General features: G+C 62.0%; 12 protein-coding genes. 6 read left to right on the forward strand and 6 right to left on the reverse strand.

Annotated elements, in window-relative coordinates; genetic code table 11:
• Positions 1–163: 163 nt before the first annotated feature.
• The 3 genes from AADW23_RS14515 (at position 164) to AADW23_RS14525 (ending at position 2006) form a co-directional block, all read left to right on the forward strand.
• Complete coding sequence (locus AADW23_RS14515) at positions 164–478, forward strand: DUF1476 domain-containing protein (RefSeq protein ID WP_341861656.1); 315 nt, start codon at positions 164–166, stop codon at positions 476–478.
• A 209-nt stretch (positions 479–687) separates the two neighbouring features.
• On the forward strand, positions 688–1710 hold the full coding sequence (gene bmt, locus AADW23_RS14520) for a betaine--homocysteine S-methyltransferase (protein WP_341861657.1): 1023 nt from the start codon (positions 688–690) through the stop codon (positions 1708–1710).
• Positions 1711–1757: 47 nt separating this feature from the next.
• Positions 1758–2006 (forward strand): N-(5'-phosphoribosyl)anthranilate isomerase, encoded by a 249-nt coding sequence (locus tag AADW23_RS14525; protein ID WP_341861658.1) that lies wholly within the window; start codon positions 1758–1760, stop codon positions 2004–2006.
• A gap of 106 nt (positions 2007–2112) precedes the next feature.
• On the opposite strand, the gene AADW23_RS14530 is transcribed toward AADW23_RS14525, so the two are convergent.
• The gene (locus AADW23_RS14530; RefSeq protein WP_341864337.1) at positions 2113–3183 is read right to left on the reverse strand and encodes a PA0069 family radical SAM protein; all 1071 of its coding nucleotides are present in this window, start codon (positions 3181–3183) and stop codon (positions 2113–2115) included.
• A 150-nt stretch (positions 3184–3333) separates the two neighbouring features.
• On the opposite strand from AADW23_RS14530, the gene AADW23_RS14535 reads away from it, so the two are divergent.
• Together AADW23_RS14535 and AADW23_RS14540 are read left to right on the forward strand one after the other, a co-directional pair.
• Positions 3334–4041 (forward strand): B12-binding domain-containing protein, encoded by a 708-nt coding sequence (locus tag AADW23_RS14535; protein ID WP_341861659.1) that lies wholly within the window; start codon positions 3334–3336, stop codon positions 4039–4041.
• 138 nt (positions 4042–4179) lie between these two features.
• Positions 4180–5076 carry an EamA family transporter gene (locus AADW23_RS14540; protein WP_341861660.1) on the forward strand — a complete coding sequence of 299 codons (897 nt, stop codon included), beginning with the start codon at positions 4180–4182 and terminating at the stop codon, positions 5074–5076.
• A gap of 59 nt (positions 5077–5135) precedes the next feature.
• Here AADW23_RS14540 and AADW23_RS14545 read toward each other — a convergent pair whose 3' ends face one another.
• On the reverse strand, positions 5136–5645 hold the full coding sequence (locus tag AADW23_RS14545; protein ID WP_341861661.1) for a hypothetical protein: 510 nt from the start codon (positions 5643–5645) through the stop codon (positions 5136–5138).
• 133 nt (positions 5646–5778) lie between these two features.
• Here AADW23_RS14545 and AADW23_RS14550 point away from each other — a divergent pair, with 133 nt between their 5' ends.
• Positions 5779–6405 (forward strand): DUF1638 domain-containing protein, encoded by a 627-nt coding sequence (locus AADW23_RS14550; RefSeq protein ID WP_341861662.1) that lies wholly within the window; start codon positions 5779–5781, stop codon positions 6403–6405.
• Positions 6406–6533: 128 nt separating this feature from the next.
• Here AADW23_RS14550 and AADW23_RS14555 read toward each other — a convergent pair whose 3' ends face one another.
• The 4 genes from AADW23_RS14555 to fdhF all read right to left on the reverse strand — a co-directional run bounded on the left by AADW23_RS14555 (position 6534) and on the right by fdhF (position 12440).
• Positions 6534–8303: an IlvD/Edd family dehydratase gene (locus tag AADW23_RS14555; RefSeq protein WP_341861663.1), complete on the reverse strand. Its 1770-nt coding sequence runs from the start codon at positions 8301–8303 to the stop codon at positions 6534–6536.
• 180 nt (positions 8304–8483) lie between these two features.
• Positions 8484–8687, reverse strand: coding sequence for a formate dehydrogenase subunit delta (locus AADW23_RS14560; protein WP_341861664.1), 204 nt, complete (start codon positions 8685–8687; stop codon positions 8484–8486).
• Entirely contained in the window at positions 8677–9486 is an 810-nt protein-coding gene (gene fdhD / locus AADW23_RS14565; protein ID WP_341861665.1) for a formate dehydrogenase accessory sulfurtransferase FdhD, read from the reverse strand. Before fdhD ends, AADW23_RS14560 begins: the two co-directional genes overlap by 11 nt.
• The gene (gene fdhF, locus AADW23_RS14570) at positions 9483–12440 is read right to left on the reverse strand and encodes a formate dehydrogenase subunit alpha (protein ID WP_341861666.1); all 2958 of its coding nucleotides are present in this window, start codon (positions 12438–12440) and stop codon (positions 9483–9485) included. The genes fdhD and fdhF overlap by 4 nt, the downstream gene beginning before the upstream one ends.
• Between the last annotated feature and the right edge of the window lie 57 nt (positions 12441–12497).

The following is a 12497-nucleotide window of genomic DNA, read 5'->3' on the forward strand; positions in this document are numbered from 1 at the left end:
CCGAATTTTTGGGCGGCTCAAGGGCAGCGGCCGCCAATTGGCATGGGCTATAGGTCATCGCGCGTTGTGTCGCAAGCGCGGCGGCAGGCTTCACCTTGCGGCGGGAACGCACAGGGCGCTAATGTCTGCCCAACACCAACTTCCCCACGAGACGGAGACCCCCATGTCCACTTTCGACGAACGCGAAAACGCCTTCGAAAACAAATTCGCCCATGACGCAGAAATGCAGTTCAAAGCCGAAGCCCGCCGAAACAAGCTGATGGGCCTTTGGGTGGCCGAGAAGATCGGCAAAACTGGCGATGACGCCAACGCCTATGCCGCTGAAGTCGTGAAGGCCGACTTCGAGGAAGCCGGCCACGAAGACGTCATGCGTAAAGTCATGGCGGATTTGGACGGCAAAGTGCCCGAGGCTGAGGTGCGCACCAAATACGACGCGCTTCTGCTCGTCGCGAAAGAACAATTGATGGAAGAACTGTAAGCAGACCCATGGGGAGCGTTCCGGCGCTCCCTATCTACGGGACTATTGGCGGCAAAAGAGGGCGTTTATCGGCTCGCTGTCGCCTTCCCTCCCCTCACATGAGCGTGGCTCATGAAAAACATGCACGTTTTGCGCCTTGCTCATATCGCGCGACCGCGCCATGGGTCGCGAGCGCGCGCCCAATGATAGATTGATAGTAAGGAACTTCCATGTCCGACCCCCTCTCTCGTCTTCTCGCTTCTCGGGACTGGCTTATGGCCGATGGGGCAACGGGCACCGTCTTGTTCAACATGGGCCTGCAATCGGGCGATGCGCCCGAGTTGTGGAACGTCGATCATCCAGAGCGGATTACGAAGCTCTATAAAGGCGCGGTCGATGCGGGGTCCGATATATTCTTGACGAACTCCTTCGGCGGAACGGCGGCGCGGTTGAAGCTTCACAACGCCCAGAGCCGTGTGCACGAGTTGAACAAAGCAGCCGCAGAGATCGGCCGCGACGTGGCAGACAAGGAAGGTCGCGACATTATCGTTGCAGGCTCGGTCGGGCCCACCGGTGAGATCATGGCCCCCATGGGCCCCCTTACCCACGAGATCGCAGTCGAGATGTTCCACGAACAGGCCGAGGGCCTGAAAGCGGGCGGCGCCGATGTGCTGTGGGTGGAAACGATCTCGGCCCCGGAAGAGTACCAGGCCGCGTCAGAAGCCGCGCGCCTTGCGGACATGCCATGGTGCGGAACTATGAGCTTTGACACCGCAGGCCGCACGATGATGGGCCTGACGTCGGGGGCGATGGCGGGAATGGTCGAGAAACTGGACCACGCGCCTTTGGCCTATGGCGCGAACTGCGGTGTGGGCGCGTCGGACCTTTTGCGGACAGTGCTTGGGTTCCGGGCATCGGGCAACCCACGCCCGGTGATCGCCAAGGGCAATGCCGGTATCCCGAAATACCACGATGGCCATATCCATTACGATGGCACGCCCGAGTTGATGGCGCGTTACGCCGTTCTGGCCCGGGACGCTGGGGCAACAATTATTGGCGGCTGCTGCGGCACAACGCCCGAGCACCTGCGCGCCATGCGCGCAGCGCTTGAGAACACGCCACGCGGGGCCGCCCCTGATCTAGAGCAGATCGCGGCAGAGATGGGCGGCTTTTCCTCGGGCGTGGATGGCACGGAAGAAAACAGCGACGGCCCAAAGCGCGAGCGCCGAGGACGGCGCCGGACCCAATCGTAGCGCCGCTATTTACGATCATTTAACCTTGTTCTGGTGATCTCCATGGCATGGATGACCTCTTCACATGCGCCCCGCCTGTCGCCCCGTCGATCGCCACCGATCGCTGGATTGAACACCTGTTCTCGGCCCGCGCGGCAATTAACGGCCATGTGGTACGCCGCAAGGCTTGCGACGTGGAACGCATCGTCGGCTGGCCTCGCTTCCGCGCCGAGCTGCGCCGTCGGGGCTACTCAGCGGTGCGCAACGGCACCCAAGTTGTCATCTTCTGCAACGCCCAACCCGTTCACCCGATTTGAGAGCGTGGCCCAGACTTTTGCAAAAGTCTGCCCAAAGCCTTGCAAGGCTTTGCGTCACGCCCTTGCAAGGGCGTGGGGAGAGTTTTGCAAAACTCTCCTCCCCCGCTCAGAACAAGGCGAGTTGGTCACCTTGAGCCAAGGGCACCTCGAACAGGTCCGTTCGCAAAGACGGAAGGTGCTCCGACAATCCCGCCGCCCGCACGGCGCGGGTAAAGCGTTGCTGCAACAGGTCCGCCCAGATCCCCTCTCCCCGCATGCGTTTGCCGAATTCGGCCTCGTAGGGTTTACCCCCATGCATGTCGCGCAGTTTGGACATCACGCGGCCGACACGTTCGGGATAATGTTCTGCCAGCCAGTCTTCCCACAGCGCCGCCACTTCTCGGGGCAAGCGGATTGGGATCATGCTGGCCGCCGCGGCGCCTGCATCGCGGGCGGCATTGATGATGCCCTCCAGCTCATGATCCGTCAGCCCCGGCACGATGGGAGAAATCATTACCCGCACCGGCACCCCCGCTTTGGCCAGCGCCTCGATCGTGCGCAAGCGGCGCGCCGGCGCGGGCACGCGCGGCTCCATCCGGCGCGACAGGTCTGCCTGCAACGTGGTCACCGAGATGCCCACACGGGCCAATCCTCGTTCGGCCATGTCCGCAAGGATATCCACGTCCCGTTCAATCAGCGTGCCTTTGGTCGCGATGGTCACCGGATGGTGAAACCGCTGCAACACCTCCAATACACCGCGCATCACCTGACGGTCGCGTTCAATCGGTTGGTAGGCGTCGGTGTTGGTGCCGATGGCAATCACGTCGCAGGCATAGCTCGCCCGGCGCAGCTCAGCCTCCAGCACAGCGGCGGCATTGGGCCGGGCGATCAGCTTGGTCTCAAAGTCCAGTCCCGGCGACAGGCCAAGATAGGCGTGGGACGGGCGGGCGAAACAATAAACACAGCCATGCTCGCACCCGCGATACGGGTTGATCGAGCGGTCGAACGAGATGTCGGGCGACGTATTGCGCGTTATGACCCGCCGTGCGGATTCCTCCGTCACCTCGGTTCTCAGGGGCGGCAAATCTTCTATAAGGTCCCACCCATCGTCCACGGCCTCGCGCCCATGACGTTCAAACCGCCCGGCGGGGTTGGCTCGCACCCCTCGCCCAATGCGCCGTTTTCCCGAATGCTCCATGGCTGCGAATGTGGAACATATGCGGAACATTGGCAAGCGACGTCGCACAGCCAACGCCCCATGTCGCAAACAGCCGTCCGTGGCGATACGAAATATCTAGATAGTGAAAAAAACCCCGGCACCCGCGCCGGTTAGCAGGAGCGCTTTCCCATGTCTGACCAAGAAGACGAGATCATCCTGTCTGAGCTGAACGACGAAGACCTCGTCGCGCAGATGTTCGACGACCTTTACGACGGCCTCAAAGAGGAAATCGAGGAGGGTGTGAACATCCTTCTGGAACGCGAGTGGGAGCCCTACCGGGTCCTCACCGAGGCGCTAGTGGGCGGCATGACGATTGTCGGCAACGACTTCCGCGATGGCATCTTGTTCGTGCCCGAAGTTCTGATGGCCGCCAACGCCATGAAGGGCGGCATGGCGATCCTGAAGCCTCTGCTGATCGAAACCGGCGCCCCGCGCGTGGGCAAGATGGTGATCGGCACCGTGAAGGGCGACATCCACGACATCGGCAAGAACCTTGTATCGATGATGATGGAAGGTGCCGGGTTTGAGGTGGTGGATCTGGGCATCAATAATGCCGTGGAAAACTACCTAGAGGCGTTGGAGGCCGAGAAGCCCGACATTCTGGGCATGTCCGCATTGCTCACCACGACCATGCCGTACATGAAAGTCGTGATTGATACCCTGAACGAAAAGGGCATCCGCGATGATTACATCGTTCTTGTCGGCGGCGCTCCGTTGAATGACGAGTTCGGCAAAGCCATCGGCGCCGACGCCTACTGCCGCGATGCTGCCGTTGCGGTGGAGACAGCGAAGGAATGGGTTGCCCGCAAACATAACCAGATGAGCGCCTCGGCCTGAGTGTAGCTTCTTTCCTGAAAACAGCCTGCGTGGGATCGCCGCCCTTCGCAGGCTTTTTCGTGCGGTGGGGCAACTGAGGGGGCGCAAGCGCGTACTTTAACGGTTGCACCCCCAAGGAGCGACGGGCCTAGTGCGCCAATGACCGAGACACGCACCATCATGCCGCCCCGTGACCTCGCCCTGGTTCTTTGCGTGATCCTGGCGTGGGGCTCCAACTTCACCGCCATGAAGATGGTGCTGGAGGAATTGCCGCCGCTGCTGTTCGTGGGCCTGCGCTTTGCCATTCTCATCCCCCTGATCGCGCTCTTCCCGCGCCCGGCCAGTTGGCGGGCGATCATCGCGATTGGAATCTTGGTGAACATGTGCCAATTCGGGTTCTTGTTCATGGCCATGCGTGCCGATGTGACGGCGGGGTTGGCCTCGCTCATCTTGCAAAGTCAGGCCCCCCTGACCATCATCCTTGCGGCCTTGGTCTTTGGGGAGCGCGTCAGCTGGCCGCAAGTGGCAGGCATCGCGTTGGCCTGCTTGGGCCTTGCAGGCTTCGGCATTGCGGGGGGCGGTAACATCACCCTGATCGGCTTGGCATTGGTGTTATGTGGGGCACTGTCCTGGGCCTTCGGAAATCTCGTCTTCCGCCGCCTACCCGGCGTCAACATGGCGGCACTATTCATCTGGTCGAGCCTGGTGCCGCCCCTGCCAATGCTGGGGCTGTCGTGGGCGTTCGAGGGCCCGACCCCCTTTGCCACCATCGCCACCATGGGCCTGACGGGATGGGCCGGCGTAGTCTATGTGGCGGTCATCTCCACGATCATCGGCTATTCGATCTGGGGCGGGCTGCTTTCGCGCCACCCGGCGGCGATGGTGACCCCATTCGCCCTTGGCATCCCGGTGGTCGGTATCCTGACGGCATGGCTGGTTCTGGGCGAAACCCTTGGCGCCCTGGAGGCGGTATCGGGCGTTGTGATCCTTGCCGGCATCGCACTGGCGGTTCTGGGCCCGAAGCTCGTGCAGCGGCGCCGGACTGGGGCTGATTGACCATTGAAGGACGGGCCGCGCGGTGGCGCGGGCCCGTCCGTCGCCACGATAGCCGTGCGTCAGGCTGTGCGCTGGCGTTCCAGATACTGCACAGTCGCGGCAGCGGCGATGGCGTAGAACACATGGCCCGCCAAAGCGACCCAGGTGATCCGTGTGAAGCCGAGGAAAACCGGATTGCCTGCAAACCAAGCGATGAAGCCGATGGCAAAGACCCACAGACCAACGCCGTAAAGCGCCGAGGCGATGGCGCAATGCATTCCCGGCACAACACGGGCAAGGATGGGCCGCGCAATGAACAGCCAGCCGACGGGATAAGCGATCACGCCAACCAAAAATAGATGCATGACGTTACCCCAAGCCGCCGAGTTTGGCAGGCCGAGCGCTCCCAAGAAGCCCCGCGCAAGGCCCACAGGCGCCAGCCCGCCAAAGCCCAGAAGCGGCGCGATGGCCTCGCCCCAGAGATCAAAAGCAAGGGTGCCGACAGCGCCGGACAGCACAATCAGCGCCACGGTTTGAAGGTTGATCGCGGGAAATGCCGCGGTAGTTGGATTTGTAGAGGTGGCGATCATGAGGTCGTGTCCCTTATATATGGTGTCGGTCGTGAGGTTGTGTTCCGTTCCTGTCTGGGGCGAACCTCGCTTTGGTAGCGGCTCCGCTCAAGTGACGGCTCCGTGAGCGCACGGTGCCGTGAAAGGTGTTTCGATGCACATGGATGACGATGATCTGGTTAACCTCGGCATGGATGCCCGAAAATCCGGGCGCATTCTGCTGTTGGCCTGCGGCGCGCTTGCCCATGAGGTCCTTGCCCTGAAGCGCCTAAACCATTGGGATCACATGGATCTTCACTGTCTTCCCGCCAAGTTACACAATACCCCCGCCGCGATCCCCGACGCGGTGGAGGCGGCTGTCACGGCAAGACGCGAAGAGTATGACGACGTCTTTGTGCTCTATGCGGACTGCGGCACCGGCGGAATGTTACAAGCGCGCTGCGCCGCTTTGGGGGTCCAGATGTTAGAAGGTCCGCACTGCTATTCGTTTTTTGAAGGGAATCAGGCGTTTGAGGAGCGCGGGGAAGTGACGTGTTTCTACCTGACCGATTTCCTGGTGAAGCAGTTTGACGCTTTCGTGACGAAGCCCCTGGGGCTGGATCGGTTCCCGGAGTTGAAAGAAATGTACTTCGGGAATTACACAACCTTGGTCTATCAGGCACAGGTTGACGATCCGGCGCTGACGGAACGGGCCCGTGGGTATGCGGAGCGGTTGGGCTTGGCGTTTGAAAGACGCTTCACAGGATACGGAGATTTAGAGACGGCTTTGGCGCGGATCTAGGCGCAACGGCTCCTCCGGGCAAAGCCCGTCCTCGCCGGATTATTGGGTGCTTTGGGGGCGCTGCCCCCGTCTCCGGCCCGAGGGCCAGAGACTCCCCCGGGATATTTTTGGAACGAGGAATTAGGGGCTCAGTGGTTATCGCGGGGCAAGTCCTTGGCGATCCGTTGGTAGGCTGTGGCAAGTTCCAGGCAGCCGCCATCGGCCAGTTGGCCGACGTGTTTTCGGTAGAGTTCCTGCCATGGGGTCTGGTGGTGCAGCTCCGGCGGTGTCCAGGCGGCCTTGCGGTCCTCCCATTCGGCTTCGGGCACCAGCGCGTTGAGTGTACCGTCGTTCAGGTCCAGACGCACCCGATCGCCGGTTTGGAGGTAGGCCAGACCACCGCCCACCACAGCCTCGGGAGAGGCGTTGAGGATCGACGGGCTTTCCGAGGTCCCTGATTGGCGGCCATCTCCCACCGTTGGCAGGTGCTTGATACCGTCCTTGATCAGCGCATCGGGTGGCTGCATGTTCACCACTTCGGCAGAGCCGGGATAACCGACGCAGCCCACGCCTCGGATAAACAGGATGCAGTTGTCATCGACCGCCAGATCTGGGTCATTCACCCGGTCATGGTAATCCTCGGGGCCTTCAAAAACGATAGCACGGCCCTCGTATTGGTTATCCTTAAGGAAGCGCCTGCGGAAATCCTCGGAGATCACGCTGGTCTTCATCAAAGCGCTGTCAAAGAGGTTACCCGAGAGGACGGCAAAGCCCGCCTGTTCGCGCATCGGGTTATCAACGGGCCGGATCACCGCTTGATCAAGGCTTTTTGCGCCACCCAAGGCCTCTGCCAATGGTTTGCCGCTGGCGGTCATCACCGTGGCATCCAAAAGGCCCGCTGCGTGGAGTTCCCCCATCACGGCGGGCACGCCGCCTGCGCGAAAGAAGCTCTCTCCCAGATATTCGCCCGCGGGCTGCATATTCACCAACAGGGGCAAAGCGTGGCCGATCTTTTCCCAATCGGTCACGTGCAGCTCCACGCCGGCATGGCGCGCCAAGGCCTGCAAGTGCGGCGGCGCGTTGGTGGACCCTCCGATGGCCGTGTTCACCTTGATGGCGTTCTCGAAGGCAGCGCGTGTCAGGATGTCGGAGGGCTTCAGGTCCTCCTCCACCATCTCAACGGCCTGACGGCCTGTCAAATAGGCCATCTCCATCCGCTCTCGGAACGGCGCAGGGATTGCCGCTGCGCCCGGCAATGTCATGCCCAAGGCTTCCGCCAATGCGTTCATGGTCGAGGCCGTGCCCATCGTGTTGCAATGCCCCAGCGACGGCGAGGACGCGCAAGCCATCTGCATGAACTCCTCGTAGTCGATCTCTCCGGTTGCAAGCAAACGGCGTCCCTCCCAGATCGCGGTCCCCGAGCCCGCGCGCTTGCCCCGGAACCACCCGTCCAACATCGGCCCGCCATTAAGCGCAATCGCCGGAATATCCACCGTCGCCGCCCCCATCAGCATTGCGGGCGTGGTCTTGTCGCAACCGGTCGTCAACACGACCCCATCCAACGGATAGCCGTGCAATACCTCCACCAAGGACAAATACTGCAAGTTTCGATCCAGCGCCGCCGTCGGCCGCTTCCCGGTTTCCTGAATCGGATGCACCGGGAACTCCAACGGAATGCCCCCCGCGTCACGAATGCCGGCCTTGATCCGGTCCATCAGGAACACGTGGATCTTGTTGCAAGGCACCAAGTCACTACCCGTCTGTGCAATGCCCACAATCGGCTTATCGGCCTGCAACTCTCCACGCGTGAACGCTTGGTTCTGATACCTCTCCAGATACAGCGCCGTCATGCCCGGATTGTTAGGATTGTCGAACCATTCCTGCGAACGGTAGCGGCGGCGAGCGCGGGTATCAGACATAAGCGGGTTCCATTATGTGAAACTTAAAACCAGATATTGAAACCACTCTACCGCGCCTGCCCCCCTCGCCTCAAGGCCATTGCACGAAGAAGCGCACAACGCCTCCCCTTCATCTTGGCAAATACAACTCAATCCCGCAGATGCCCTCCGCGCCTCCGACCGCGTTCACCGCAAAACCGCTCAAATCAACGCAATCGCGTCCCGGACCAAAGGCGCCATTTCCGCGTCATCTTCCGCCGCCTGGGCCTTTAACGCCTCTCGCATTTCGGGGCCCCAGAAATCCTTCAAATGCGCGGCCACCCGTTCTGCCTGATCGGCTCCGGGTTGGGTGGCAAAGAAGCTGGCGATCTGGTTGGCCATGCGGGTCAATTTGTCATGCGGCATCAGTCTGGCTCCGGTCGATCCGTTTTGGATGGGTGAAAGTCTCTAGCCGTCCCTCACGGGCAAAAGCGGCCATGGTCAGGTTCGCGGCGTCGCCCATGCGCACGGCGTGGGCCGTAGGGGCCGAGACCGCGATCAATATCGGACAGCCCAACAGCACACACTTCTGCACCATTTCGACGGAGACGCGACTGGTCAGCACGATCGCCCCGTCGCGCGGCTCCATCCCCGCCCGTTGCATCGCACCCACTAGCTTGTCCAGGGCATTGTGACGCCCCACATCTTCTCGAGCCAGGACAATCCCCTGCCCCGGCACCATAAATCCTGCCGCGTGAACCGCTTGGGTCAGATCGTGCAACGGCTGATGATCCCTCAACAAGTCCGGGCCTCGTGCAGCCAAGCCTGCCTCAATCGCGCCGCCCTCCGGCAGCACGGGCAGATCTCGCAGGGCCTCTTCCAGTGAATCGATCCCACACAGCCCGCAGCCCACCGGCCCCATCATCGCGCGTCGCCGTGCGCCAAGGGCCTCGGCCACGGCTTCATCCACCCACAGGCGCGCCTCGATCCCGGCGTCCATCTCGACGATGTCCACCTTCTCGATCTGCTCTCCTCGGGCAAACCCTTCCGTGAAGGCAAAGCCCACCGCGAAATCCTCAAGGTCCGACGGCGAACACATCATCACGGCCTGCGTCGTCCCGTTGACGGTTACGGCCACGGGCACCTCTTCTGGCAAGGACCGCGCCAGGTTGCGCGATCCCCCTTGGCCGAAAGCCACCGCAGATATGGAGCGGCTGGCCTTCACTCTGCCGCCGTCACGCCATCCAGCGCGCCCGGCTCACGGGCGATACGACGCGACTTCTCGGCCTGCGCGTTATATTCTCGCTGCCATTGCGTCGGCCCGTTGGACAGGCCCACCTGCACCGCCGTCACCTTGTATTCCGGGCAGTTCGTCGCCCAATCGGAATGGTCTGTGGTGATGACATTGGCCTGCGTGTCGGGGTGGTGGAAGGTCGTATACACAACACCCGGCACGACCTTCTCCGTCAGCGTCGCCCGCAGCGAGGTTTCCCCCGCACGGCTTGCCAGCTTGACCCAATCCCCCTCTTTCACGCCGCGCACTTCCGCATCGTGGGGGTGGATTTCCAACACATCCTGATCATGCCAGACAACGTTATCGGTGCGCCGGGTCTGCGCGCCCACGTTGTACTGCGACAGGATGCGCCCCGTGGTCAGCAACAGCGGGAATCTTGGACCCGAGCGTTCTTCGGTGGCGATATATTCCGTCACGATGAACCGCCCCTTGCCGCGTACAAACCCATCGACATGCATGATCGGAGAGCCATCGGGCGCGTCGTCATTACACGGCCATTGGACCGAGCCGCGCTCTTCCAGCATCGCGTAATTGACGTTGGCAAAGCCCGGCGTCGTGTCCGAGATCTCGTCCATGATCTGGCTCGGATGGGTATAGTGCCAATCGGCGCCCATCGCTTTCGCCAGAAGCTGCGTCACCTCCCAATCGGCATAGCCATTCTTCGGCTTCATCACCTCTCGCACCCGGTTGATCCGGCGCTCGGCATTGGTGAATGTGCCGTCCTTCTCCAGGAAAGTAGAGCCGGGCAGGAACACATGGGCGTAGTTCGCGGTTTCATTCAGGAACAGGTCATGGACGATCACACATTCCATCGCCGCCAGCCCTGCGGCCACGTGGTGCGTGTCGGGATCAGACTGCAAGATATCCTCGCCCTGACAATAGAGCCCCTTGAAGCTGCCCCCCACCGCTGCATCGAGCATATTGGGGATGCGCAGGCCGGGCTCCGGGTCAATCTCTACGCCCCATTTGCTCTCGAACAGCGCCCGGACTTCATCGCCTTTCACATGGCGATAGCCCGGCAGCTCGTGCGGGAAAGAGCCCATGTCGCAGGCCCCTTGCACGTTGTTCTGGCCGCGCAGCGGGTTCACACCGACGCCCTCGCGCCCCAGATTGCCCGTCAGCATAGCAAGGTTGGCGATCCCCATGACGGTGGTGGAGCCTTGGCTGTGCTCGGTCACGCCGAGGCCGTAGTAAATCGCCCCGTTGCCGCCGGTCGCATAGAGGCGGGCCGCCGCACGCAGCTCCTCCGCCGGCACGCCCGTCAACATCTCGGTCATTTCGGGCGAATGGCGCACGTCGCGCACGAACTCGGCGTATTCCTCGAACTCGTTCCAGTCGCAGCGCTCGCGAATGAAGGTCTCGTCGTACAACTTCTCATCCACGATCACATGGGCCATGGCCGTCACCACGGCCACGTTTGTGCCCGGTCGCAGGGGCAAGTGATGCGCCGCCTCGATATGGGCTGAGCGCACGACGTCCGTCTTGCGCGGATCAATCACGATCAGCTTCGCCCCCGCCCGCACACGCTTTTTCAGGCGCGAGCCAAAGACTGGATGGGCGTCCGTCGGGTTCGCCCCGATGATAACAGCCACATCCACGTGCTCGACCGAGTCGAAATTCTGCGTGCCGGCGCTGGTGCCGAACGTCTGCCCCAGACCGTAGCCCGTGGGCGAGTGGCAGACCCGTGCGCAGGTATCGGTGTTGTTGTTCATGAACACACCGCGCGCCAGCTTCTGAACCAGGTAGGTCTCTTCGTTGGTGCAGCGCGACGAGGTGATCACCCCAATGGACTTGCGGCCATACTTCTCCTGCAAACCGCGCATCCGGTCGGCGGCAAACCCAATCGCCTCTTCCCAGGACACCTCTTTCCACGGCTCATCAATGCTGTCGCGGATCATCGGGTTCAAGATACGATCGGCGTGGTTGGCATAGCCATAAGCGAAGCGCCCCTTGACGCAGGAGTGGCCTCGGTTGGCCTCCCCGTGCTTGTAGGGCGTCATGCGCACCAACTCGTCGCCATTCAGCTCGGCCTTGAACGAGCAGCCCACACCGCAGTAGGCGCAAGTGGTGATGACGGAACGCTCCGGTGTGCCGAGTTCAATGACGGACTTCTCCTGCAAGGTCGCCGTCGGGCAGGCCTGCACACAGGCACCGCAAGACACGCAATCCGAGGTCAGGAACTCGTCCAGCGGGCCACCGGCGGAAACGCGGCTGTCAAAGCCCCGCCCCTCGATGGTCAGCGCGAAGGTGCCCTGCACTTCCTCGCAGGCCCGCACACAACGCGAGCAGACAATGCACTTGCTGGGGTCATAGGTGAAATAGGGGTTGCTGTCGTCCTTGGGGATATACAGCGGATTCGCCTCGCCCTCGGGCGCGCGCCAGCGCGCTTCGGCCTGGCTGCGGGCGCCGATCCCGGCGGGATCGTAGTGGTTGATGCCGGGCGTATAACGCACATCGCGCAGACCCACGGCACCGGCCATGTCCTGCAACTCGCAATCGCCGTTGGCACCGCACGTCAGGCAATCCAGCGGGTGGTCACTGACATAAAGCTCCATCACCCCCTTGCGGATCTTCTTCACCTTGGACGATTGCGTACGCACCTCCATGCCCTCAGCCACCGGCGTGGTGCACGAGGCAGGCGTACCGCGCCGCCCCTCAATCTCCACCACACACAACCGGCAAGAGCCGAACGCTTCAACACTGTCGGTGGCGCACAACTTGGGGATCGAAAGGCCAATCTCAGCCGCCGCCCGCATGACCGAGGTGCCTTCCGGCACCGTCACCTCAAAGCCATCAACCGTCAGCGTCACCGGCGCGCCAACCTTCAAAGGCGTTCCCATATCGCGCCCAAGATAATCGGCATCTGGAATGATGAAATCTTTCATAAGACACGCGCTCCGCTCTTCATCTTTTCATAAATATCCGCGGGGGGTACGGGGGGC

The organism is Gymnodinialimonas sp. 57CJ19, assembly GCF_038396845.1.
Taxonomy (GTDB): Bacteria; Pseudomonadota; Alphaproteobacteria; order Rhodobacterales; family Rhodobacteraceae; genus Gymnodinialimonas.

Coding starts and splice junctions, on each gene's coding strand:
- AADW23_RS14545 (WP_341861661.1), bottom strand. CDS start 5,645: ATGATCGCCACCTCTACAAATCCAACTACCGCGGCATTTCCCGCGATC.
- AADW23_RS14550 (WP_341861662.1), top strand. CDS start 5,779: ATGCACATGGATGACGATGATCTGGTTAACCTCGGCATGGATGCCCGA.
- AADW23_RS14525 (WP_341861658.1), top strand. CDS start 1,758: ATGGATGACCTCTTCACATGCGCCCCGCCTGTCGCCCCGTCGATCGCC.
- AADW23_RS14535 (WP_341861659.1), top strand. CDS start 3,334: ATGTCTGACCAAGAAGACGAGATCATCCTGTCTGAGCTGAACGACGAA.
- AADW23_RS14540 (WP_341861660.1), top strand. CDS start 4,180: ATGACCGAGACACGCACCATCATGCCGCCCCGTGACCTCGCCCTGGTT.
- AADW23_RS14515 (WP_341861656.1), top strand. CDS start 164: ATGTCCACTTTCGACGAACGCGAAAACGCCTTCGAAAACAAATTCGCC.
- AADW23_RS14555 (WP_341861663.1), bottom strand. CDS start 8,303: ATGTCTGATACCCGCGCTCGCCGCCGCTACCGTTCGCAGGAATGGTTC.
- fdhF (WP_341861666.1), bottom strand. CDS start 12,440: ATGAAAGATTTCATCATTCCAGATGCCGATTATCTTGGGCGCGATATG.
- AADW23_RS14560 (WP_341861664.1), bottom strand. CDS start 8,687: ATGCCGCATGACAAATTGACCCGCATGGCCAACCAGATCGCCAGCTTC.
- bmt (WP_341861657.1), top strand. CDS start 688: ATGTCCGACCCCCTCTCTCGTCTTCTCGCTTCTCGGGACTGGCTTATG.
- AADW23_RS14530 (WP_341864337.1), bottom strand. CDS start 3,183: ATGGAGCATTCGGGAAAACGGCGCATTGGGCGAGGGGTGCGAGCCAAC.